This window comes from Pseudomonas sp. NPDC086581 (assembly GCF_044746165.1).
Classification (GTDB): Bacteria; Pseudomonadota; Gammaproteobacteria; order Pseudomonadales; family Pseudomonadaceae; genus Pseudomonas.
Genome location: NZ_JBIVBR010000007.1, coordinates 222,301 through 245,506 on the forward strand (window position 1 = coordinate 222,301; position 23,206 = coordinate 245,506).

Here is a 23,206-nt window from a genome sequence, read left to right on the forward strand (position 1 = left end):
GGGCACGAGCATGAGTAATGCAGAGCGCAACGCAGACCTGATCCTGTTCAACGGCAAGCTGCACACCGTCGACCCGGAACGCCCGCACGCCACCGCCGTGGCCATCGCCGACGGCAAGTTCCTGGTCGTTGGCACCGATGCCCAGGCGATGGCCTATCGCGACGCCTCGACCCAACTGGTCGACCTTAACCGCCGCACCGTCATCCCCGGCCTCAACGACTCGCACTTGCACCTGATCCGAGGCGGCCTGAACTACAACCTCGAGCTGCGCTGGGAGGGTGTGCCGTCGCTTTCCGACGCGCTGGAAATGCTGCGCCTGCAGGCCCAGCGCACGCCGTCGCCGCAGTGGGTACGGGTCGTCGGTGGCTGGAACGAATTCCAGTTCGCCGAACGCCGCCTGCCGACCATCGAGGAGCTGAACAAGGCGGCGCCGGACACCCCGGTGTTCGTCCTGCACCTGTATGACCGGGCGTTGCTCAACCGAGCGGCGCTGCGCGTCGTCGGCTACACGAAAGACACGCCGAACCCGCCCGGCGGCGAGATCGTCCGCGACAGCAATGGCGAACCCACCGGCATGCTGATCGCCCGGCCCAACGCGATGATCCTCTACGCGACCCTGGCCAAGGGGCCGAAGCTGCCACTGGAGTACCAGGTCAACTCGACCCGCCAGTTCATGCGCGAGCTGAACCGCCTCGGCCTGACCAGCGTGATCGACGCCGGCGGCGGCTTCCAGAACTATCCCGACGACTACCAGGTGATCCAGCAGCTGGCCGACGCCGACCAGCTCACCGTACGCATCGCCTACAACCTGTTCACCCAGAAGCCCAAGGAAGAACTGGCCGACTTCAGGAACTGGACCTCCAGCGTGACCTACGGCCAGGGCAGCGACTTCCTGCGCCACAACGGCGCCGGCGAGATGCTGGTGTTCTCCGCCGCCGACTTCGAGGATTTCCTCGAACCGCGCCCGGACCTGCCCGGCACCATGGAAGCGGAGCTGGAGCCTGTGGTGCGCCACCTGGTCGAGCAGCGCTGGCCGTTCCGCCTGCACGCGACCTATGACGAGTCCATCTCGCGCATGCTCGACGTGTTCGAGAAGGTCAACCTGGATATCCCGTTCAACGGCCTGCCGTGGTTCTTCGACCACGCCGAGACCATCACGCCGAAGAACATCGAGCGGGTGAGGGCGCTGGGCGGCGGTATCGCCATTCAGGACCGCATGGCGTTCCAGGGTGAGTACTTCGTCGACCGCTACGGCAAGCAGGCCGCCGAGGCCACGCCGCCGATCAAGCGCATGCTGGCCGAAGGTGTGCCGGTCGGCGCCGGCACCGACGCCACCCGCGTGTCCAGCTACAACCCCTGGACCTCACTGTACTGGATGGTTAGCGGCAAAACCGTGGGTGGTCTGAGTCTCTACCCCGAGGGGCTGTCCCGCGAGGTGGCGATCCAGTTGTTCACCCACGGCAGCGCCTGGTTCTCCAGTGAGCAGGGCAAGAAGGGCATGCTCAAGGCCGGCCAGTTGGCGGACCTGGCGGTGCTCTCGGATGACTTCTTCAGCGTCGAGGAAGAGGCGATCAAGACCATCGAGTCGGTGCTCACCGTGGTGGGCGGCAAGATCGTCCACGGCGACCGCGAATTCGACAAGCTCGCCCCGCCGAGCATCCCGGTGGTGCCGGAGTGGTCCCCGGTGGCCATGGTTCCCGGCCACTGGCGCCCGCAGGCGCCGCTGCAGCAGGCCGTGCACCAGTGCATCGGCTCCTGCGGCGTACATGGCCACAGCCACGAGCGGGCACGTACCAAGGACGTGCCGGTGAGTGACTTCGCCGGGTTCTGGGGCGCGTTCGGCTGTTCCTGCTTCGCGTTCTGATGGTGAGCTGGAGCCTGCCTTGCCGCCCGGCACGGCGGGCTCTTCGTAGGACCGAGGGGGACGCCTAGTCCTTGCTGGCGAACAGAGTTTCCGGATGCTTCGGTTCCGGAGCGTTCGCGAGCAAGCTCGCTCCTGCATTCCCGATTCCCGGCGTGCGATCCAGGCTGCCCCCCGCATCGATAGCCTTTTACCGCTTGAGCCAATCAATAACTGCAATAGCAGCCCGTCCCGTTTGATCTATCTTCTGATGAGTTGTGCGAATACGAGGCGCCGCACAGGCGTCCACAAGGAGCCTGCAATGAGTGAAGAAAAGAAAGGTAGCTGCCCCTTCCACCACACCGCCGGTGGCGGCACCTCGAACCGCGACTGGTGGCCGAACCAGCTGAGGCTGGACCTGCTGCACCAGCATTCCTCCAAGTCCAATCCGATGGGCGAGGACTTCAACTACGCCGAAGCCTTCAAGACGCTTGATCTGGAAGCGGTCAAGGCCGACCTGCGCGCCCTGATGACCGATTCCCAGGACTGGTGGCCGGCAGACTTCGGCCACTACGGCCCGCTGTTCATCCGCATGGCCTGGCACTCCGCCGGCACCTATCGCATTGGTGACGGCCGTGGCGGCGCCGGTCGCGGCCAGCAGCGCTTCGCCCCGCTCAACAGCTGGCCGGACAACGTCAGCCTGGATAAGGCGCGCCGGCTCATCTGGCCAATCAAGCAGAAGTACGGCGCCAAGCTGTCCTGGGCCGACCTGATCGTCCTCACCGGCAACGTTGCCCTGGAATCCATGGGCTTCAAGACCTTCGGCTTCGCCGGCGGTCGCGAGGACGTCTGGGAACCGGACCAGGACGTGTACTGGGGCGAGGAAACCACCTGGCTGGGCGGCGACAAGCGCTACACCGGCGAGCGAGACCTGGAAAACCCCCTGGCTGCCGTGCAGATGGGCCTGATCTACGTGAACCCCGAAGGCCCCAACGGCAACCCCGACCCGCTGGCCGCCGCCCGCGACATCCGCGAAACCTTCGCGCGCATGGCCATGGACGACGAGGAGACCGTCGCCCTGATCGCCGGCGGCCACACCTTCGGCAAGACCCACGGCGCGGGTCCGGCGGACCACGTCGGCGCCGACCCGGAAGCCGGCGGCCTGGAAAACCAGGGCCTGGGCTGGGTCAGCAGCTTCGGAACGGGCTCTGGCGGCGATGCCATCACCAGTGGCCTGGAGGTCACCTGGACGTCCACGCCGACGCGCTGGAGCAACAACTTCTTCTGGAATCTGTTCGGCTACGAATGGGAACTGACCAAGAGCCCGGCGGGCGCCCACCAGTGGCAGCCGAAGAACGGTGCGGGCGCCGGCAGCATTCCCGATGCCCACGACAAGTCCAAGCGCCGCGCACCGTCGATGCTCACCACCGACATCTCGCTGCGTGTCGACCCGGCCTACGAGAAGATCTCCCGGCGCTTCTACGAAGACCCTGACGCCTTCGCCGACGCGTTCGCCCGCGCCTGGTTCAAGCTGACCCACCGCGACATGGGCCCGCGCGCCCGTTACCTCGGGCCGGAAGTGCCGGCCGAGGAACTGGTCTGGCAGGACCCGATCCCGGCGGTCAATCACCCGCTGGTCGACGAGCAGGATATCGCCGCGCTCAAGGCCAAGGTGCTGGCCTCGGGCCTGTCTGTGTCCGAACTGGTCTCCACCGCCTGGGCCTCGGCGTCGACCTTCCGTGGCTCCGACAAGCGCGGCGGCGCCAACGGCGCGCGCATCCGCCTCGCCCCACAGAAAGACTGGCCGGTGAACCAGCCCGAACAGCTGGCCAAGGTGCTCGGCGTGCTGGAGGAAATCCAGACCGAGTTCAACGCTTCCGCTGCTGGCGGCAAGAAGATATCCCTGGCCGACCTGATCGTCCTGGCCGGCGATGCCGGTGTGGAAGAGGCGGCGCGCAAGGGTGGCCACAAGGTCAGCGTGCCGTTTGCGCCGGGCCGCATGGACGCCAGCCAGGAACAGACCGACGTGCACTCGGTGGGCATGCTGGAGCCGGTCGCCGATGGCTTCCGCAACTTCCAGAAGTCGAAGTTCGCCGTGCCGGCCGAAGCGCTGCTGATCGACAAGGCCCAACTGCTGACTCTTACCGGGCCGGAAGTGACCGCGCTGATCGGCGGCCTGCGCGTGCTGGGCGCCAACACCGGCGGCTCGCAGAATGGCGTTTTCACCTCGCGTCCCGGCACCCTCAGCAACGACTTCTTCGTCAATCTGCTGGACATGGGCACCGTGTGGAAGCCGACTTCGGCGGACAACACCGAGTTCGAAGGTCGTGACCGCAAGACGGGCGAGCCGAAGTGGACCGGCAGCCGCATCGACCTGCTACTGGGTTCAAACTCTCAGCTGCGGGCGCTGTCGGAGGTCTATGGTTGCTCGGACGGCGAACGCAAGTTCGTCCATGACTTCGTCAAGGCCTGGACCAAGGTGATGAACCTGGACCGCTTCGACCTGCCGCGCTGATCGGACAGGCAGGAGCCAAGGGCCCGCGGACGAGCGATTGTCCGCGGGCCTTGTCGTTCGTGAGGGAGCCGGCCGTCGCAAGATCTTCACAGGCTGCCGGCAGACTGGGCCGCTTATCCGTTACCCATCGAAAGGGGTTTCGCACATGCGCCGTCGCATCACCGCTGTACTGGGCACCATCGCGCTGGCCGCCGCCAGTTTCACCGCCAGCGCCGAGGAGTCTCCCGGCCGCGCCCTGAGCGCGGCCGCCGGCGTTCCCTGGCCGACGGTGATCGCCCACCGTGGCGCTTCCCACGACGCCCCCGAAGAAACCGCGCCGGCCTATCTCGCCGCCCGTGAGCTGGGCGCGGACTATCTGGAGGCGGACCTGCAGCGCACCAGCGACGGCGTGCTGGTGGCCGTGCACGACGACACCCTGGAGCGCACCACCAACATCGCCAAGGTCTTTCCCGGCCGCGAGAAGGACCCGGTAAGCAAGTTCACCCTGGCCGAGCTCAAGCGCCTGGACGCCGGCAGCTGGTTCAACATCAGCTATCCCGAGCGCGCCCGTTCCAAGTACGCGGGGCTGCGCATCCTTACCCTGGACGAGCTGATCGACATTGCCGAAGGCGGTGGCGAAACCCCCGGCCTGTACCTGGAAACCAAGGCGCCGGGGCAGTTCCCCGGTATCGAGGAGGACCTGCGCAAAGCGCTTGAGAGCCGCGGCTGGCTCGATGCGCAGGGCGAGCCGCAAGGCAAGATCGTCCTGCAGACCTTCGAGAAGAGCAGCCTCGAACTGCTGCAGAAGAGCATGCCGAAGGTGCCCAAGATCCTGCTGCTCTGGACCGGCGATGGCTACATGGCGGCGAAGAGCCCGACCACCTTCGCCCAGTCCGGCGAGAAGATCAAAGCGGATTTCTATGCCCGGCAGGAGGTGAAGTCCAAGGAAGAATTCTTCGCCTGGCTGGACTGGGCCAAGGCCCATGGCGCGCTGGGTACAGGGCCCTCGGCGACCCTGACCGCCCGCGGCGACCAGAGCTACATGGACCTGGTGCAGCCGTGGATGAACCAGGCCGCCCATGAACGTGGCCTGTTCGTGCATGCCTACACGGTCGATGACTCGGTGGACTTCGACACGCTCACCAAGGCCGGCGTGGACGGCTTCTTCACCAACCGAACCGACCAGTTGCTGATGTTCCTCGGCCGGCCGCCGAGCCGCGACGTGGATGAGGTGCTGAAGTCGGTGGGCTACTGAGTTGCAGGGGATGTCTACACTCGCAGTGGCGTCCCGTCACGTCATGCGCAACCGGGAGAGTCCCATGAATAGGAGAGCCCAATGATTGCCCGCAAACTGATTCCCGCCGCCCTTGCCGCCGCCTTGTTGCCCTGCTCGCTGGCCCAGGCCGCCTCCCTCGGCGATGTCGCCGGCCAGCTCGGGGGCCTGGGCAGCCTGCCGTCCGCGTCTTCCAGCAGTAGCAACGTCGCCGGGTTGTTGGAGTACTGCGCGAAGAACAATTACCTCAATGCCAATGCCGCTACGCAGGTGAAGGACAAGCTACTGGGCAAGCTGCCGGGCAATACCACCACCAGCGACAGCGGCTACAAGGATGGCGCCAAGGGCATCCTCACCGGCAGCGACGGCAAGAGCCTCGACCTGTCCGGTAGCGGCATCAAGGAGAAGGTCACCAAGCAGGTGTGCGACAAGGTCCTGAGCCAGGGTAAGTCACTGCTCTGATACCGCTGCAGCGTATGGGGGGCGTGCGGCCCCCATTCGTGGCGCGCGTTTGTAGGATGGGCACGCCATCCTACGTTGCGCTCGACCGTGATTTCTCGTACCGCACATCCCGCTCGTCCACGCGCCCGGACAGTTGCCAGCCGTGGCGGCGATAGAAGGCGTTGGCGCGAATGCCGTCGCCGCCATCGGTCACCAGCCATATGTTCCCATGCTCGCGGAACAGCTGTTCCTCGGCTGCCGCCAACAACAGGCTGCCCATGCCCAGCCGCTCGCACTCCGGGCGCACGAACAGAGCGAAGAGTTCTCCTTCCTGGGTATCCACCATGGCGAAGCCGCCGGCAACGCCCTCGATCTCGGCGACCCACGCGCAGGGCGCGGTTTTGATCGCCTCGGTCAGCACCTGCGGCGTGATGCCCAGCTCGGCCATCTGCTCACGGCTCAGGTGGTTCTCCCGCACGCTGGTGCGGATGTCGAAGAGGGTGTCGATGTCCGCCGGTGTGGCGATGCGGACCGATGCGGTGCGGATCGATGGAGACATGGCGACTGTTCTCGACATCAGGTGGCGGAGAATCCGCTGTGGTAGGCGACTTGGCCGGAGGCTTTCGAGCCATCCAGCGACAGGGCCATGAAGTATTCCGGCGGCACGCCCGCGTACTGGATTTCCGGGGCGTGGCGGAAGCCGAAGCGCGGGTAATAGGCCGGGTCTCCGAGGACCACGCAGCCTTTCGCGTCCAGGGCGTTCAAACGCTCCAGCCCGGCGCGGATCAGCGCCGCGCCGATCCCCCTGCCGTGCAGGCCGGGCCGCACCGAAACCGGACCCAGCCCGTACCAGCCGAGGTCCACACCGTTCAGGGTGACGGGCGAGAACGCCACATGGCCGACCACCTCGCTCTCTATCGTGGCGACCAGGGAAACGCTCAGCGCCCCGGCTGCACGCAAGGCGTCGACGATGGCCCCTTCGGTACCGCTGCTGTGCTCAGCCTCGGCAAAGGCTGCGGTGGTCAAATCGCGAATGCGCGCTGTGTCTTCGGACTGTTCGGGGCGAATCTGGTAACCCATGGCGCGAATCCTCATTGAGTCGCCGGCCCGTCGCTATTGGCCGGGTGAGCACTATAGCCAAGGCTGACCGTGATTTGCCTGTAGGCGAATACCCCGGAGCGGGGCGTAGGACAGGAACTGCGCGGCTGCATTGTGCTCTGCGTCGCCTGACGCGGCGCGGGGTGTTCGGGCTTCTCGCCGCTCAGACCTTGCGCCAAACGCTCGCCAGCCAAGGCTGCTGCTCGCGCGGCAGGCCAGGGGGGCGATAGTAGTGCTCCAACTCGCGGAAGCCGGCTTCCTCCAGCAGGCTCGTCCAGTTTGCGAGGTCGTGGTAGGAGCCGTAGCGCCCGCCGTTCCAGCCTTCCTGGTTCTCCCCGCGCGGATTGGAACTGAACAGTACGCCGCCCGGCTTCAGTGCTCCATGAAGTTGGCGCAACACGCGCGGTAGCTCGCTGCGCGGTACGTGGAAGAGGCTGGCGTTGGCATAGATGCCGTCGAAGCGCTCGGCGGGCAGGTCGAGGGCAAGGAAGTCCTGCTGCCAGACCTCGCAACCGCTGGCCTCGCGGGCCATGGCGACGAAGTCGGAGCAGCCGTCGAGGCCGACCGGCGCATGCCCAATGCCTTTCAGCGCACACAGATCGCGGCCCGGACCACAACCGAAGTCGAGCAGAGCGAAAGGCGCCTCGCCCTGTATGTGCCGCAGCAGCGCGGCGATGTTCTGGGTGACGTCGTGGTCCCAGGTGCCCTCACGGAAGGAGTGGGCGCTGTCCTGGTAGTGCTGCAGGGTGACGCGGGAAATGTCGCGCAGGATCGGGTCTTCGGTGCTCATGGCAGTAATCGGTCCGGGGTTGATGCCTGATTCTACCGTGGAGTTTGAAAGTCAGCGCTGGGACGCGGGCATCGAGGGGCGGCTCTAGACTCAAACATTGCAACCACGGATCGACAAAATGTCCCTCTCCCGAACCCTACATGCCCTGGATTGGCCCGCACTCACCCGGCAACTCGACGCCGACGGCCAAGCGCTGATTCCGGGCCTGCTGGATAGAGCGCAGTGCGAGATGCTTCGCGCGCTCTACGACCGGGATGCGCCATTTCGTAGCCGCGTGGTCATGGCCCGGCATAACTTCGGCCTCGGCGAGTACCGCTACTTCACCTACCCCTTGCCCGCGCTGCTGCAGGAACTGCGCGAAGCCATCTATGCGCCGCTTCGGGTCATCGCCAACACCTGGCAGGAACGCATGGACACCGGTATCCGGTACCCGCCGGAGCATGCCGACTTTCTTGCCCAATGCCATGCCGCCGACCAGCGCTGGCCGACACCCTTGCTGCTGCGCTACCGTGCCGGTGACTACAACTGCTTGCACCAGGACCTCTACGGCGAATTGGCCTTCCCGCTGCAGGTGGCGATCCTGCTGTCGCGGCCTGGCGAGGAGTTCACGGGTGGCGAGTTCGTCCTCACCGAGCAGCGCCCGCGTATGCAGTCGCGGGCGAGCGTGGTGCCGTTGCAGCAGGGCGATGCCGTGGTGTTCGCCCTGGCCCAGCGGCCGGTTCTCGGCGTACGTGGCTATCACCGGGTCAACCTACGCCATGGCGTCAGTCGCCTGCATACCGGCGAGCGCTTCACCCTCGGGGTGATCTTCCACGATGCGCTGTGAGGAGTAGCATGGATCGGTCCAGGGAACCGGGAGATCGACATGCACTACGAAGTGATTCAGCGTCACCGCAGCGAATACCCCGCGCCCATCACCTTTGCCAAGGGCGCGCCGCTGTTCGTTGGCGAGCGCTATGAAGGCGCCGAGGGCTGGGAAGACTGGTACTTCTGCTCCACGCCCGGGCAGCGCGAGGGTTGGGTGCCGGCGCAGGTGTTCAACATGACCGCGCCGGGTGCCGGGGTGGCGATGGAGGACTACACCGCCCGTGAACTCGACGTGGAGGTCGGTGAGCGGCTCGAAGGCGGGCGTGAGCTGGGCGGCTGGCTCTGGTGCGTCCGCCCCAGCGGCGAGGCGGGCTGGGTACCGCTGGATTGCCTGCAGGAAGTCAGCGCCTGACCCGCGACGCCTGATCTGCTATGGAGTCAGGCCTTGTAGCGGCGCCCTGCGTGCTGCTTGAGCCACGCCATCAGCCCACGCTGCTGCACCACAGCGGGTTGCTCCACCAATAGCGCGGCGCTGGCCTTCTGGCGGAAGTCCAGCAGACGGCCCATGGCCTCGGCGATCTCCTGGCGCGCCTCCATGCAGGGGGCGAGGGTTTCCTTGTCGATGTAGTAGGCGGCGCCGTCGCTGATGGCGGTGAACTGTGCCTGCCAGGCAGAGCCGGTCAGCACACCGGCCTCGCCGAACACTTCGCCCGGCCCCATGCGGCCGGCCTCGATGGTCTGGCTCTCGTGGGGCAGGGTGACGCTGACCACGCCGGAGTCGATGATTTGCAGACGGTCACTGACATCCCCCGGCGCCAGCAGCACTTCGCCGCGCTTGAACGGTCGGCGCTGCATGCGGTTCGCCAGCTCGTCGCGCTCCTCGTCGCGGAGCGCGTCGAACAGGCCCGAGCGCACCAGCAGCGCCCGTGCCCGCGAGGCGCTCTCGCGCATCGGCGCGTCGGCCTCGGCCAGCAGGTTGATGCCGGCGGCCTGCAGATGGCGGTAGGCGAGGTCGAACAGTTGATTGCGCACCTCGCGCTTCTCCCCCATGGCTGCGACGAAACCGCTCATTTCGTACTCCACCCCGTCCGGCGCGGACTTGCGTACGCTGACCGCCGGTGCCGGACTGGCCAGCAGGGCGCGGCAGCCCCCGAGGGCTTGCTCCAGGGCCTCGATCACCTTGCGTGGGCGGATGTGCGGGCTGACCGTCAGGCTCACGCTGACCCCATAAAGGTTTGCCGGTCGGCTCAGGTTGAGCACCTTGGCCTTGGCGGCGAGGGAGTTGGGCACTACCGCGAGCGTGCCCTGAGAGGTCTGCAGGTAGGTGGAGCGCCAGTCGATTTCGGTGACTTTGCCCTCGATACCGTCGATGGAGATCCAGTCGTCAAGCTGGTAGGGCTTGGTGGTGTTGAGCACGATGCCGGAGAACACGTCGCTCAGCGTGCTCTGCAGCGCCAGGCCGAGGACGATGGCAACCACCCCGGAAGTGGCCAGCAGGCCCTTCACCGGCAGCTCCAGCACGTAGCCGGCGGCAGCGATGATGGCGACCAGGAAGATCAGCGCGCCGACCACGTCTTGCAGCAGCCGCCCGCCGTGGCCGATGCGTTGCACCAGCAGGAAGCCCAGCACCACGGTCAGGCAGCGCGCGGCGAACAGCCACCAGAAGATCTGTACGGCGGTGGCGACCATGTGGCTGGGCAGGTCGTCCGGCCAGGGCGCGGCGCGCAGCGGGTTCATCCCGGCGTTGAACAGCAGCAGGCTGAACAGCAGGAAACACAAAATGCGCGCGGCCAGCCGCCAGTGCGGATGGGCCGGTCCGACCAGCCGCCAGAGCAGCAGGTCGATCAGCAGCAGGACGGGGGCGGCGAACAGCGGGTGGGTGGTGAGCAGGGCGGGCATCGAGCCTCTCCTTGGAACGATCGCAAGAAGATGGCACAGAAAGCGCTTTCTGGCAGCGCCCTCAGCTCGGGTTGTGCGAATCCACCAGCTTCAGCCACTCATCGGTCTCGACTTCGCCGGCGATGCGCAGCTTCGGTTCGCTCTCATCGAACAGCACCAGGGCGCTGCCGTACTCGGGGGTATCGGTCTCGCGGACCTTCAGGTTCTCGCGCAGGAGGTCGAAGCATTCGCTGTGGGTGACCAGCACCAGATTGCGGTGCGCGGCCTTGTGCTGGCGGATCTGCTCGGCAAGGTCACCGTCCTTGCAGGTGAGCAGCCAGTCCTGGCGCACCACGTTGCGGTCGAACATCAGGTCGGCGGTCTGCACGGTGCGGTTGGCCGGGCTGCTGTAGATGTCAGTGGCAGTCAGGCCCAGGCGGGCGATGCTGTCGCCCATGCTCTGTGCCAGGGCGGCGGCGCGGGAGGTGATGCCGTCGGCGGCGCCCAGGCATTCGGCGGCGGAGCGGTCGCAACGTTCCATATGGCGTACCAGCAGGACGACCCCGCCGCGGGCCCAGTTTTGCGCGAACAGGCTGCTGCTCGGCACCTCCTCAAGTGGCGATGGCAACGAACGCCAGGCGACCAGGGCGAAGGTGGTGCAGGCCAGGAGGGCGGCGGCGAACAGGGTAGTGCGGGGCAAGGGCGATCCTCGGGCGGGGCGTCCGCGCGGGATTGCGGGAGGCTGGGCGCATGCATGCTGCACCCGGCAAGGTGACAATCACACGATCGATTGATGACGAGACGGTGATTAAAGTTCCGCAGCGAGCCTATCGAAGGTCTTCGGTATTGTTGCTGTCCATTACGCTGACGGTGGCCGTGGTGCCTGCGCGTAGGCGGGCGCGACTCTGGTAATCCGCGGCGATGGCGATGCGCACGGGGATGCGCTGGGCGAGCTTCACCCAAGTGTAGCTCGGGTTGATGTTGGCCAGCAGGCGCGCGCCGGCGACATTCTCCCGGTCGGTGATGGCAAAGGCGATGCTCTCGACGCGGCCGTCGAAGCGCTCGCCGCTCATCAGTTGCACATCTACCCGGTCACCTTCGCGGATGCGCGGCAGCTTGGTTTCCTCGAAGTAGCCGCTGACATAGAAGGAATCACTGTCCACCAGCGCCACCAGTGAATGGCCTGCGGTGGCGTAGTCGCCGGCACGAGTCAGCAGGTTGGTCACGTAGCCGTTCACCGGCGCCACCACCTGGGTTCGCTCCAGGTCCAGGCGTGCCTGCTTCTGCGCAGCTTCGGACAGGGCCACGTTGGCTTGCGCCAGACCCAGGTTGGCCTGTTCGCGCAGCAACTGCGCCTCGGCCACAGTGACGTCGGTCTGGGCTTTCTCCCATTCCTCGTTGGAGATCGCCGAGCGCGCCTTCAGGGCCCGGCGGCGGACTTCCTCGCTATGGCGCTGCTGCAACAGCGCCTGGTTGGCGGCGATGGCTGCCTGGGACTGGCCGAGCGCAGCGCGGGCAACCTCCACCGCGCGGTCGGCGTGCAGCACCGCCAGTTCGTAGCGCGCCGGGTCGATGGTCAGCAGCAGCTCGCCCTTGCTGACGTGCTGGTTGTCCTTCACCCGCAGCTCGACGATACGCCCGGTGACGTCCGCCGAGAGCGTCACCACGTCGGCGCGTACCCGCGCGTCGCGGGTCCAGGGCGCACGGGTGTAGTAGGTCCAGGCGAAGTAGCCGAGGATCAGGGCGAGCGCGACCACCGCCAGGGTAATCAGTGGCGGGACGATTTTGCGCAGGCTGGCCATTCAGTGCAGGGCTCCCATGAGCAGGATCAGGCCCGCGCAGATGCAGGCATAGAGCGCGCCTTCGAACAGCGCCTCATGCCAGACCAGGCGCAGGACGCCAAGGCGGCGCAGGCTCCAGTCCAGCAGCAGGAAGATCGGCAGGGCCAGCAGCAGCGCCTGGGCCAGCGGCGGCAGATAGACGCCGCCCAGTTCGATATCAACGGGCATGCAGCGCGGCTTCCCCATGGCCATCGTGGAGGGCGGCGGATTCGCCGTAGAGGTCACTGAAGCGTTCGAGCAGGTCGGCAGCTACCAGCAGTGCCACGCCGCTGACGAATACCGGGCGCATGGCATCGCCGCTGGGGTAGTTGCCATGGCCTTGCAATTCGTCCAGCTCGTTGCCCAGCTCGCGCATGGCCGGCAATACCCGGTGCAGTGGTGCGGCAGGCGGCTGATCGAGGCTGGCGGCGAGTTCATCCAGCAGCAGTGACAGGCGCTCGCGCAGGGCTTGCGGCAGACCGTTGGGATTCAGGCTCTCGCGGCGCAGTTGGTGCAGCACGACGCCCAGGGTCATGCTCGCCAGGCTGCACTGGAAACGCTCGCCGGAGTGGCTGTCGCGCGCCGCCGGCAGTAATCCGAGCATGATCGCCAGGCGATCCACCATTCGGCTCTCGAACAGGAAGCGGCGCGCCTCGCTGGGCTTGGACAGCAGCACCGAGCGTACCTCGGCGCGAGTGCGGCGCGATTGACGGCGCAGGCGGGCATCGGCGTCGAAGGGGAACACCCAGGCGTACACCAGCAACGCCAGCACACCGGCGCTGACGTAACCGCCGGCGAACTCGAACCATTGCAGCGAGGTGTTGATCCACGCGCCCTGGTTCTGCGGGCCGACCAGCAGGAAAGTAGACAACCCCAGGCCGATGCCGATCCCGGCGGTCTGCGGGTTGGCCAGACCCACCGCGATCACGTACAGCAGCGGTGTGAGGAACAGCGCGAGCATCTCGAAGTCACCCACGCTGGGCAGCAGCAGGAACTGCAGCAGCGCCGCCGCCACCAGCGCCATGGCCAGCCCGCGCATGTAGGCCAGGCTGGCCATCAGCGGGCGCGGGAAGGTGGCTAGCAGGGAGCAGAGAATACCGATCAGGATCATTCCGGCGCGAGCGCCGTCCCAAGCGGTCTCGATCCATATCCAGCCGGCGCAGCACAGTGCGACGAAGGCACGTGTGGCGTTCATCGCGGCGAGATGAAAGTCCAGGTGCAGCGCATGGGCCTGGCTCTGCGGATAGGAACTGCTGCCGGGGCGGCCTTCCTGGATCGCCTCGCTCAGCTCGATCATCTCGTCCAGCTGCTGCATCAGCCGCGCCTGCTCGAAGCGCAACGCCCAGGCCAGGGAGCGCAGCGAAGTGGGCAGGCCGTCTGCCAGTTCCTCCGCCTGCCGCGCGGCGGCGTCGAAGCGCTGACGCAGTTGGGTGATGCGTTTGCGGGTAGCGTTGGGCAGATCACGGCCGAACTCGGCAAGCTCGGCGAGGCAGGCCAGTTCATCCTCGCGCAGACGCCGCACGGACTCGGGCAGCGGGCCGCTCAAGCGCGCTTCGATCAGTTTGCGCTGGCGCCGCAGGATGGCCAGCCGTGAAGTCATCAGCACCAGCTGGTTAGCCAACTGTTGCACCAGTTCGTCGGCACCGCGCAGGCGCGGGGCATCGAAATACAGGTGGCGGCGCAGCATTTCCAGGGCGGCAATCTCGCCCAGCAGCTGCTTCTGCCGCTGCTGGAAGTCCTCCTCCAGCTCCTCGCCACGGATCACCGCGGCAGCGTGCACGGCAATCAGTCGGATCAACTGGTCAACCTTGGCGAAATAGCCGCGCGCCACGCTCTGCGGACGGGCGAAGAACAGGCTGACCAGGGTCACGCAGGCAACGCCGAGCAGGGTTTCGGTGACGCGGGTGATGGCCAGGGTGTAGGTGGATTCGGGCGCCGGCTGGGCCAGCAACGCGACTATCACTGCGGTGAAACCGCTGAGGACGAAGGCGTGGGAGTAAGTGAAGCGCATCAGGGTGCCGCCGGCGGTGCAGAGCGCCAGCCACAGCGCCAGGGTGACGATGAAGGGCAACGGCGCCTGCGGGAACAGCGCCATGATCGCCACCGCGACCATGGCGCCGATGGTGGTGCCGATCACCTGGGCGAAGCTTTTCTGCAGGGTCATGCCGGCCAGTGGGGTGCTGATGATCACCACCGTCATGGTCGCCCATTTGGGCTGGTCGAGGTCTAGCAGGAAAGCCAGGTACAGCGTCAGGAGCCCCGCGAGCACGGTGCGCAGGGCGAACAGCAGGGTATCGCGGCCAGGATGAATGATGGCGCGCAGGTACAACAGCATGGGTGACATGCCAGGCCCTCGATCACGGCGGGAAGACGCCCCTTCGGTGGAGCGTCGCGAACCCTGTTGAGTGTGGTCGAGGTTTTCCGGCTGTGGGAAATTTCTTGGTTTAACCGGTGGCGTGCAGCGACTGCGCCAGACGCTCCTGGATGAAGTCGAGGAAGCACTGGATGCGCAGCGCCAGCTGCGAGTTGCGGTAGTACACCGCGTGGATGGGCTGGCGGCGTTCGCTGGTCATCTCCGGCAATACGCGCACCAGGCGCCCGGCACGGATGTCGTCGCAGGTCATGAAGCTGGCGAGGCAGGCGATGCCCTGGCCGCCGATGGCGAGCTGGCGCAGGGTTTCGCCGCTGGAGGCGGACAGCGACGGGGTAACCGTGAGGGTGTCGCCGCCAGCGTGGCGGATCGGCCAGACGTTCAGCGCCTCGGGCTGGGTGAAGCCCAGCAGGGAGTGGCCGAGCAGTTCTTCCAGGTCGGACGGAGCGCCGTGGCGCTCGAGGTATTCGGGAGCAGCGAGCAGGTTCAGCTGACTGCTGCCCAGCGGACGGGCGTGCAGGCTGGAGTCGGCGAGGTGGCCGATGCGGATGGCGATGTCGGTACTCTGCTCCAGCAAGTCGATGTTCAGGTCGTTGGTGTTGAGCTGCAGCTCTATGTCCGGGTAGCGCTCGCGGAAGGCGCCGATATGTGGCACCACGGCGTGCAGCATGAAGGGCGACGCCGCGTTGATCCGTAGACGCCCGGCCGGGGATTGCTGGCGCAGGGCCAGGCGCTCTTCCAGGGCGTCCATCTGTTCGAGGATGTGGCGGGCGTTCTCCAGGAAGAATTCGCCTTCCTCGGTCAGCTTCATGCGCCGGGTGGTGCGGTTGAGCAGGGTGGTGCCGAGCTTTTCCTCCAGCTTCGACAACGCCCGGCTCACTGCCGAGGGCGTGAGCCCCAGCTGTTCGGCGGCGGCAGTGATGGAGCCGCAGTCGATCACCGTGGCGAAGGTCTTGAGTTCGTCGGAGTGGGCTTTCATCGGCAGGCCTGTTCGAGAGCGGCGGGGTGATTGTAGGGTTTGGCGGGGTGACTGTAGGAGCGGGCTTGCTCGCGAACCACATCGCAGCGGGGCCGGTTCGCGAGCAAGAACCAGGCGTCCCCCTCGCTCCTACGAAAAGCGTTCAGATCCCGGAGGTATCAGAAGGTGCCGGGATAGGCGCCGCCATCGAGCAGCAGGTTTTGCCCGGTCAGGTAGCCGGCGTGGGCGCTGCAGAGGAAGGCGCAGAAGGTGCCGAACTCCTCGGCAGTGCCGAATCGCCCGGCGGGGATTGCCCGTTTTTCGGCTTCCACCAGTTCGCCTTCGTCGCGCCCGCTCAGTTGTGCCGCGCGATGGAGGCCGCTGCGCAGGCGGTCGGTATCGAAGGAGCCGGGCAGCAGGCCGTTGATGGTCACGTTATGGCCGGCCACCCGCGGCTGGCGGGCGAGGCCGGCGACGAAGCCGGTCAGGCCGCTGCGCGCGCCGTTGGACAGGCCGAGCACGTCGATGGGCGCCTTCACTGCACCGGAGGTGATATTGACGATGCGCCCGAAGCCGCGCTCGGCCATGCCGTCGATGGTGGTCTTGATCAGCTCGATGGGCGTGAGCATGTTCAGCTCCAGTGCGCGCAGCCAGTCTTCGCGCTCCCAGTCGCGAAAATCACCGGGCGGCGGGCCGCCGGCGTTGTTGACCAGGATGTCCACCCGCGGGCAGGCGGCGATCAGTGCGGCGCGCACATCCGGCTGGCTGATGTCGCCGGCCACTTCGCGCACTTCAACGCCCAGCTGGCGCAGTTCGGCGGCGGTGGCGGCGAGGGTGTCGACGTCGCGGGCGTTGATCGCCAGGTTCACACCCTCGCGAGCCAGCGCCAGGGCGCAGCCTTTGCCGAGGCCCTTGCTGGCGGCGCAGACCACGGCCCAACGGCCCTTGATGCCCAGATCCATGATGTTCTCCTGTAGTACGGGAATAAACCAGTAGGAGCGAGCTTGCTCGCGAACCAACCCCCAGTGCAATGCGGTTCGCGAGCAAGCTCGCTCCTGCAAAATACGCATCGTCCAGCGGTGCGGTCAGGCGATGACCATCGGTGCTGGGAGGCGACTGATCCATTTACCGCTGCCGGCGCCGGACTTCAAGCGGCGCAGCGCTTCGGGCAGCTTGGCGAAGTCGAAGTACTGCTTCGCGGCGTCTGCAATTGGCCACTGGCGACGCCCTGCATCAGGTGCTCCGCGCCTGCCTGCAGCTCTTGCCAGTCGAGGTTTTCGCCATGGGCGTGAATGCTGTTGAGCGCCACTTCATGCAGCGAGATGGCGGTGCTGAAAGCCGGCAGCGGAGCGCCTTCCTGGCGATCCTGGATGCACACCAGATGGCCGTTGTAGCCCAGCAGCGGGGCGAGGCTGGCGGCGTGGTTGCCGCTGACGGTATCGAAGATCCCGTGCAGGCGGCGCGGGCCGAGAATTTCGAGCAGTTGCTGGGTCCATTGGCTGTCGCGGTAGTCGAAGACCCCGGCGATGCCCAGTTGTAGCAGGTGCTCACGGTGTGTCGCCGAAGCCGTCACCCACACGCGCAGGCCGCGTTGCAGGGCGAGTTGCGCCAGCAGATAGCCGACTGCACCACCGGCGCCGGTCACCAGCACGTCGCGATTGTTGCAGGCCGGCAGCTTGTCCAGCGCCTGCCTGGCGGTGAGCCCGGGGCAGGGCAGGCTGGCGGCGGTGGCGTCGTCCAGCGAGTCCGGAACCGGGTAGATGGCCCGGGCACGCAGCAGGGTGTACTCGGCAAAGCTGCCGCCACGGCTGAGTGCCTGGTGATAGGCCACGCGGGCGCCGGCGCGCAGGTTAACTTCGCTGCCCACCGCAATGACGATGCCGACGCCGTCCACGCCGGGTACCTGGCCTTGCTGCCAGTCGTCGCGGCCCCAGTCGATCATCTTCCAGTCCACCGGGTTCAGCGCGATGGCGGTGTTGGCCACCAGCACTTCATCTGGGCCCGGCGTGGGCACCGGCAGGCGGGCGAGGGTGAGGCCGTCGAGCCCGGCGCCGGGCGTCCAGGTCCATGCCGCGTAGTCGTTTGTACTCATGAAAACTCCTTGGAAACGGCAAAGCCGCCCCGAGGGGCGGCTGTCGGTCTGCTGCGGATCAGTCCCAGGCCGGGGCCAGGCTTTCCGGGCTGGTGATGCGCTCGTTGCGCTCCAGCGCGGCGATGGCGGCCATGTCGGCGTCGGTCAGGCGCAGGTCCACGGCACGCAGGTTGCCTTCGAGGTTCTCGCGCTTGGTCGACGACGGGATCACCGAGTAGCCCAGCTGCATGGCCCAGGCCAGGGTGACCTGCGCCGGGGTGACGCCGTGGCGCTTGGCGATCTCGATGATCGCCTCGTCGCCCAGCACCTTGCCGTAGCCCAGGGTCATGTAGGAGGTGATGTGGATGCCCTGGCTGCGGGCAAAATCCACTACCTTGCGGTTCTGCAGGTAGGGGTGCAGCTCGACCTGGTTGGTGGCGATCTGGCCGGCGCCCACGGCGGCAATGGCTTCCTGCATCAGCGCGATGGTGAAGTTGGAGACGCCGATTTCGCCAGTGAGACCCTGGGCCTTGGCTTCGGCCAAGGCGCCCATGAACTCGGCGACCGGCACTTCGCCCTCGGGCGACGGCCAGTGGATCAGGGTCAGCTCGACGCGGTCGGTACGCAGCTTGTGCAGGCTGTCCTTGAGGCTGGGGATCAGCTTGTCGGCGGCGTAGTTCTCGGTCCAGATCTTGGTGGTCAGGTACAGCTCGTCACGCTTGACCTTGGCACCTGCGATGGCCTCGCCGACATCGGCTTCGTTGCCGTAGATCTGCGCGGTGTCGATGGCGCGGTAGCCCAGGTCCAGTGCGGTGCGGATGGAGTCGATGACGGTCTGGCCCTTGAGGCGGAAGGTGCCGAGGCCGAATGCGGGAACGCTCATGGGAAGTCTCCTTGGTCGATCAGTGAGTGGGAACCGCGCCAGGGGCGGCGGGTTCCATGGAATTGCTGCGGTCCAGACGACCACTCAGGGCGGTCAGGCCGAAGGCGGCTAGGGTGACGACGGCGGCGATCCAGGGCGTATGACCCAGGCCCAGGTGGCTGACGACCAGGCCGCCCGCCCAGGATCCGCCGGCCACGCCGAGGTTGAATGCGGCGATGTTGAAGCCGGCGGCGACGTCTACGGCATCCGGCGCCACGCGCTCGGCCTGCTGCACGACATACACCTGCAGACCGGGCACGTTGCCGAAGGCGACTGCGCCCCAGGCCAGCACCGTCAGTACCACCAGCCACGGGTTGCCGGCGGTGAAGGTCAGCACCAGCAGAACCGAAGCCAGCAGGCCGAAGATGATCTTCAGTGCGCTGACCGGGCCGCGCTTGTCGGCCAGGCGGCCGCCCCAGATATTGCCGATGGCCACCGAGACACCGTAGGCCAGGAGTACCGCGCCGACCATGTTCGGGCTGAAGCCGGCCAGGTCCTGGAGGATCGGCGCGAGGAAGGTGAAGGCGATCAGCGAGCCGCCGTAGCCCACGGCAGTCATCGCATAGACCAGCAGCAGACGCGGTTGCAGCAGCACGCGGGCCTGGCGCAGTAGCGGCGCCGGCGGGGTGTGCTGGATGTTCTTAGGCACGAACAGCAGGCTGCCGAGCAGAGCGACCACGCCGAAGGCGGCGACCACCAGGAAGGTCACGCGCCAGCCCAGGTGCTGGCCAATAAAGGTGCCCAGCGGGATACCGGTGACGAAGGCGACGGTCATGCCGCTGAACATGGTGGCGATGGCGCTGGCGGCCTTGTCCTTGTTCACCAGGTTGGTGGCGATGATCGAGCCGACCGAGAAGAACACGCCGTGGGCGAGACCGGTAAGGATGCGCGCGATGATCAGCGATTCGTAGCTGGGCGCCTGCCAGGCCACCAGGTTGCCGACGGTGAACAGCGCCATCAGGCCGACCAGCAACGCCTTGCGCGGGATGCGCCCGGTCATGGCGGTGAGCAGCGGCGCGCCGATGGCGACGCTCAGGGCGTAGAGGCTGACCAGCAGGCCTGCGGAGGGCAGGGTGACGCCGAGGTCGGTGGCGATGGTTGGAATCAGGCCGACGATGACGAACTCCGTCGTGCCGATGGCGAAGGCGCTGAGCGTAAGTGCCAGGAGTGCAAGGGGCATGGTGTGGGGCTCCGGACGAATGGGATGCGATGGGAGGCATTGTCCGGAAGTCGGCCCTTGAGAAAAACGAGGGTAACGACAAAGGATAGTTGATCTGGAGTCACGAATTGCCTGGCCGGCTACGCTGGGAATATCCATCAAGGAGTATTCAGCCATGCATTACACCGGCACCTGCCACTGCGGCGCGGTGGCCTTCGCCTTCGACGCGGAACTCGACGAACTGGTGCGCTGCGACTGCTCGTTGTGTGGCAAGCGCAACGCCCTGATGGCCACCGTGCCGAAGGACAGCTTCCGCCTGACCCGCGGCGACCAGGGCTTGCGTCTGTATCGCTGGAACAGCGGTGTCGCGCTGCATTATTTCTGCGGGACGTGCGGCATCTACGTCTATCACCAGCGCCGCAGCAACCCGGCGATGCTCAGCGTGAGTGCCTGCTGCATCGACGGATTCGACCCCGAGTCCCTGCCGGTGCGGCGGGTGGATGGCAAGAGCATGACTACCGTAGCGGGGCAGTCGGATTAGAGCGTTCGCGCGCAAGCTCGCTCGCACAGGATCGTAGGGCGGATAACGCGCCAGCGTTATCCGCCGCGGTGACATAGGCGGATAACCCGTTCCGGGTTATGCGCCCTACGTGTTACGTGGGAAACCCACGGTCCAGCAGTACGCCGCGGAGGATTTCACGGGCAAGGTCCGCTCCCACGAAAAACCACGTCTTAACGCTCAGCCAGATCACCACAAAAAAAGCCCCGCACAAGGCGGGGCTTTTTCTTCATCTATTGCGCGATCAGTTGGTAGCGGCCGCGGCGGCCATCTCCGACACGCTCTCGCCACGGTGCTGGCTGAACTGCGGAGCCAGGGAGCCGACGATCATGCCGATGGCGCTGCAGATCAGGCCGACCAGCTGCGGCGGCCAGAAGTCGCCTTCCTGGTGGCCCAGCTCCAGCGATACCCAGCCGATCAGGCCGCAGGCGATGGCAGTGAGGGCGCCCTGGGTGGTCGCGCGCTTCCAGAACAGGCCGAAGAACAGCGGCACCACGGCGGCGACCAGGGTCACCTTGTAGGCGTTGCCGACCATCTCGTAGATGCTGGCGTTGGACAGCAGGGCGAACAGGCAGGTGGCGACGGTCATCGCCAGTACGCTGCAACGCATGGCCAGCAGGGCCTGGCGGTCGTTCATGTTGGGCAGGAAGTGCTTGACGATGTTCTCGGTCAGGGTCACCGACGGGGCCAGCAGGGCGCCCGAAGCGGAGGACATGATGGCCGAGAGCAGCGCGCCGAAGAACATGATCTGGGCGAACAGCGGGGTACGTTCCAGGATCAGGTGCGGCAGGATCTGCTGGGAGTCTTCGGCCAGCCAGTGCTTGACCATCTCCGGCTCGATCATCGAGGCGGCGTAGATCAGGAAGATCGGCAGCATGCAGAAGACCAGGTAGCAGCAGGCACCGGTCATGGTGGCGCGCTGGGCGATCTTCTCGGTCTTGGCCGACATCACGCGGGCATACACGTCCTGCTGCGGGATGGAGCCGAACATCATGGTCACCGCGGCGCCGAGGAAGGCGACGATGTCCTTGGCCGAGGTGCCGTGCAGGAAGGTGAACTTGCCTTCGCTGGCGGCGTGGCTGATCACGTTGACCGGGCCGCCGGCCATGTCGCCGATGAGCCAGACCAGGTAGAACAGGCCGCAGACGATGATGATCATCTGCAGGAAGTCAGTCAGCGCAACGGACCACATACCGCCGAACAGGGTGTGCAGCAGGACGATGACGGTACCGATGATCATGCCCTGGGTGGTGGTCAGGCCACCGTCGGAGAGCACGCTGAAGACCACGCCCAGCGCGGTGATCTGCGCGGCGACCCAGCCCATGTAGGAGATGATGATCACCAGACTGGTGAAGATTTCCACGTGCTGGCCGAAGCGCTTGCGGAAGAAGTCACCGATGGTGAGCAAGTTGAGGCGGTACAGCGGGCGGGCGAAGACGACGCCGACCAGCATCAGGCAGCCGAAGGAGCCGAAGGGGTCTTCGATGATCCCGGCGAAGCCTTCTTCGAGGAAGGTGGCCGGAATGCCCAGCACGGCTTCGGAGCCGAACCAGGTGGCGAACACCATGGTCACGACGAGGGGGAAGGACATGCTCCGGCCAGCGGCGGCATAGTCCGAGGAGTTGTGCACGCGGGTGGTGGCGTAGAAACCGACAGCTACGGTGATCACCAGATACACCGCTACAAACCAGATCAGCATTTGTTCGTTCCGTTGGCTCGCCGGGAACCGTACCGCCGAGACGAAGCTCGGGCAGGTGGGCCACGACTGACAAAGTTGTTTTTGTTGGGTTGCGCGGCCAAGGTCATCCGGTGCCCCAGGCAGTGGGAGCCGGAAAAACGTAACCAGTTGCGACAACGGGCCGCAGTCTGCCAAATCCGTCAAATATGTCAAACACTTGAATTGCTCATGAGCGAAAAAAATTACATCTCAAGACGAATGGCGTAGTTAAAGGATTGATTTGATTGGTTGCTAACGATCCTGACTGACCAGTTAGTCGTTTATTTTTTACAGTCATTGTTCGATAAGCAGAACATCCGCCAAGCCGCTAGGCTCTTGGCACGGCATGCCTTCGAAGGACCTTCATGTTCGAGCATCTCGACCTCGCCCAACTGCTTTCCAGCTACGGCTATCCGGTGCTGTTCCTCGGTTGCCTGCTCGAAGGCGAATCGATGCTGCTGCTCGCGGGCATCGCGGCGCACCAGGGGCTGCTCGGCTTCACCCCGGTGGTGTTCTGGGCGACGCTGGCGGGGACCCTGGGCGACCAACTGCTCTTCTGGATCGGCCGCCGTGCTGGGGATCGCGCGGTGCCTTGGCTGCAAAGGCGCGGCCTGGCCATCGAGCGGGTCACCGGATTGATCGAGCGTTATCCGCACCTGTCGATCTTCGCGGTGCGCTTTCTCTACGGCATGCGCCTGGCCGGGCCGCTGTTGATCGGGGCGAGCCGGGTAGGGCCGCTGCGTTTCCTGCTGATCAACCTGCTCGGCGCCTTGTGCTGGGCGCTGCTGTTCGCCAGCGCCGGATACTGGGCCGGCGAGTTGCTGGAACAATGGCTGGGCAACCTGCGGCCGTACCGTTTGCCGGTGTTCGTCGCGGTGCTGCTGGTGTTCGGCGGCCTGGCGGTGTGGCGCTACGGGCGGCATCGGCACAAGCGCAGGCTCGACAGATCGGCGAACTGATCGCCAAGTCCTTGATACAGAGCGGTTTGGATTCACGCGCGGCGCGATT

22 protein-coding genes are annotated in these 23,206 nt (G+C 66.1%); 8 read left to right on the plus strand and 14 right to left on the minus strand.

The window, feature by feature from the left end:
* Nucleotides 1–10: 10 nt before the first annotated feature.
* The 4 genes from ACIPK7_RS16060 (at nucleotide 11) to ACIPK7_RS16075 (ending at nucleotide 6,069) form a co-directional block, all read left to right on the plus strand.
* Nucleotides 11–1,864: an amidohydrolase gene (locus tag ACIPK7_RS16060; protein ID WP_401088841.1), complete on the plus strand. Its 1,854-nt coding sequence runs from the start codon at nucleotides 11–13 to the stop codon at nucleotides 1,862–1,864.
* 298 nt (nucleotides 1,865–2,162) lie between these two features.
* Nucleotides 2,163–4,355, plus strand: coding sequence for a catalase/peroxidase HPI (gene katG, locus ACIPK7_RS16065; RefSeq protein WP_401088843.1), 2,193 nt, complete (start codon nucleotides 2,163–2,165; stop codon nucleotides 4,353–4,355).
* 145 nt (nucleotides 4,356–4,500) lie between these two features.
* A complete protein-coding gene (locus tag ACIPK7_RS16070; protein WP_192432605.1) occupies nucleotides 4,501–5,589 on the plus strand; it encodes a glycerophosphodiester phosphodiesterase in 1,089 nt (362 codons plus the stop codon).
* Nucleotides 5,590–5,670: 81 nt separating this feature from the next.
* Nucleotides 5,671–6,069 carry a DUF2501 domain-containing protein gene (locus ACIPK7_RS16075; RefSeq protein WP_401088845.1) on the plus strand — a complete coding sequence of 133 codons (399 nt, stop codon included), beginning with the start codon at nucleotides 5,671–5,673 and terminating at the stop codon, nucleotides 6,067–6,069.
* 70 nt (nucleotides 6,070–6,139) lie between these two features.
* Here ACIPK7_RS16075 and ACIPK7_RS16080 read toward each other — a convergent pair whose 3' ends face one another.
* The 3 genes from ACIPK7_RS16080 to ACIPK7_RS16090 all read right to left on the minus strand — a co-directional run bounded on the left by ACIPK7_RS16080 (nucleotide 6,140) and on the right by ACIPK7_RS16090 (nucleotide 7,936).
* Nucleotides 6,140–6,607 (minus strand): N-acetyltransferase, encoded by a 468-nt coding sequence (locus ACIPK7_RS16080; RefSeq protein WP_192432603.1) that lies wholly within the window; start codon nucleotides 6,605–6,607, stop codon nucleotides 6,140–6,142.
* Between the two features lie 17 nt (nucleotides 6,608–6,624).
* On the minus strand, nucleotides 6,625–7,128 hold the full coding sequence (locus tag ACIPK7_RS16085; RefSeq protein WP_401088847.1) for a GNAT family N-acetyltransferase: 504 nt from the start codon (nucleotides 7,126–7,128) through the stop codon (nucleotides 6,625–6,627).
* A gap of 181 nt (nucleotides 7,129–7,309) precedes the next feature.
* On the minus strand, nucleotides 7,310–7,936 hold the full coding sequence (locus ACIPK7_RS16090; protein WP_401088848.1) for a class I SAM-dependent methyltransferase: 627 nt from the start codon (nucleotides 7,934–7,936) through the stop codon (nucleotides 7,310–7,312).
* Between the two features lie 118 nt (nucleotides 7,937–8,054).
* Here ACIPK7_RS16090 and ACIPK7_RS16095 point away from each other — a divergent pair, with 118 nt between their 5' ends.
* Together ACIPK7_RS16095 and ACIPK7_RS16100 are read left to right on the plus strand one after the other, a co-directional pair.
* Nucleotides 8,055–8,762, plus strand: a complete 708-nt coding sequence (locus ACIPK7_RS16095) for a 2OG-Fe(II) oxygenase (protein WP_401088850.1) — start codon at nucleotides 8,055–8,057, stop codon at nucleotides 8,760–8,762.
* A gap of 39 nt (nucleotides 8,763–8,801) precedes the next feature.
* Nucleotides 8,802–9,155 (plus strand): SH3 domain-containing protein, encoded by a 354-nt coding sequence (locus tag ACIPK7_RS16100; RefSeq protein WP_192432599.1) that lies wholly within the window; start codon nucleotides 8,802–8,804, stop codon nucleotides 9,153–9,155.
* A 26-nt stretch (nucleotides 9,156–9,181) separates the two neighbouring features.
* Here the strand turns inward: ACIPK7_RS16100 and ACIPK7_RS16105 are convergent, their stop codons facing one another.
* The 10 genes from ACIPK7_RS16105 to ACIPK7_RS16150 form a co-directional block, all read right to left on the minus strand.
* Nucleotides 9,182–10,642 carry a mechanosensitive ion channel family protein gene (locus ACIPK7_RS16105; RefSeq protein WP_192432598.1) on the minus strand — a complete coding sequence of 487 codons (1,461 nt, stop codon included), beginning with the start codon at nucleotides 10,640–10,642 and terminating at the stop codon, nucleotides 9,182–9,184.
* A gap of 61 nt (nucleotides 10,643–10,703) precedes the next feature.
* Nucleotides 10,704–11,321, minus strand: a complete 618-nt coding sequence (locus tag ACIPK7_RS16110) for a histidine phosphatase family protein (protein WP_192432597.1) — start codon at nucleotides 11,319–11,321, stop codon at nucleotides 10,704–10,706.
* A 127-nt stretch (nucleotides 11,322–11,448) separates the two neighbouring features.
* Nucleotides 11,449–12,423, minus strand: a complete 975-nt coding sequence (locus ACIPK7_RS16115) for an HlyD family efflux transporter periplasmic adaptor subunit (protein WP_401088853.1) — start codon at nucleotides 12,421–12,423, stop codon at nucleotides 11,449–11,451.
* A complete protein-coding gene (locus ACIPK7_RS16120) occupies nucleotides 12,424–12,630 on the minus strand; it encodes a DUF1656 domain-containing protein (RefSeq protein WP_045207441.1) in 207 nt (68 codons plus the stop codon).
* Complete coding sequence (locus ACIPK7_RS16125; RefSeq protein WP_401088855.1) at nucleotides 12,620–14,785, minus strand: FUSC family protein; 2,166 nt, start codon at nucleotides 14,783–14,785, stop codon at nucleotides 12,620–12,622. The genes ACIPK7_RS16120 and ACIPK7_RS16125 overlap by 11 nt, the downstream gene beginning before the upstream one ends.
* A 100-nt stretch (nucleotides 14,786–14,885) precedes the next feature.
* A complete protein-coding gene (locus ACIPK7_RS16130) occupies nucleotides 14,886–15,791 on the minus strand; it encodes a LysR family transcriptional regulator (protein WP_192432595.1) in 906 nt (301 codons plus the stop codon).
* Nucleotides 15,792–15,949: 158 nt separating this feature from the next.
* Nucleotides 15,950–16,732 (minus strand): SDR family oxidoreductase, encoded by a 783-nt coding sequence (locus ACIPK7_RS16135; protein ID WP_401088856.1) that lies wholly within the window; start codon nucleotides 16,730–16,732, stop codon nucleotides 15,950–15,952.
* Between the two features lie 185 nt (nucleotides 16,733–16,917).
* Nucleotides 16,918–17,862 carry a zinc-binding dehydrogenase gene (locus ACIPK7_RS16140; protein WP_401088858.1) on the minus strand — a complete coding sequence of 315 codons (945 nt, stop codon included), beginning with the start codon at nucleotides 17,860–17,862 and terminating at the stop codon, nucleotides 16,918–16,920.
* A 58-nt stretch (nucleotides 17,863–17,920) separates the two neighbouring features.
* Nucleotides 17,921–18,724, minus strand: a complete 804-nt coding sequence (gene dkgB / locus ACIPK7_RS16145) for a 2,5-didehydrogluconate reductase DkgB (RefSeq protein ID WP_401088860.1) — start codon at nucleotides 18,722–18,724, stop codon at nucleotides 17,921–17,923.
* Between the two features lie 19 nt (nucleotides 18,725–18,743).
* Nucleotides 18,744–19,943 (minus strand): MFS transporter, encoded by a 1,200-nt coding sequence (locus tag ACIPK7_RS16150; RefSeq protein ID WP_401088862.1) that lies wholly within the window; start codon nucleotides 19,941–19,943, stop codon nucleotides 18,744–18,746.
* 154 nt (nucleotides 19,944–20,097) lie between these two features.
* Between ACIPK7_RS16150 and ACIPK7_RS16155 the strand changes: the two genes are divergently transcribed.
* Nucleotides 20,098–20,463: a GFA family protein gene (locus ACIPK7_RS16155; RefSeq protein ID WP_401088864.1), complete on the plus strand. Its 366-nt coding sequence runs from the start codon at nucleotides 20,098–20,100 to the stop codon at nucleotides 20,461–20,463.
* Nucleotides 20,464–20,725: 262 nt separating this feature from the next.
* Here ACIPK7_RS16155 and ACIPK7_RS16160 read toward each other — a convergent pair whose 3' ends face one another.
* Nucleotides 20,726–22,180, minus strand: a complete 1,455-nt coding sequence (locus ACIPK7_RS16160; protein ID WP_401088865.1) for a sodium:solute symporter family protein — start codon at nucleotides 22,178–22,180, stop codon at nucleotides 20,726–20,728.
* A gap of 383 nt (nucleotides 22,181–22,563) precedes the next feature.
* On the opposite strand from ACIPK7_RS16160, the gene ACIPK7_RS16165 reads away from it, so the two are divergent.
* A complete protein-coding gene (locus ACIPK7_RS16165; protein WP_192432589.1) occupies nucleotides 22,564–23,157 on the plus strand; it encodes a DedA family protein in 594 nt (197 codons plus the stop codon).
* The last annotated feature ends 49 nt before the right edge of the window (nucleotides 23,158–23,206 follow it).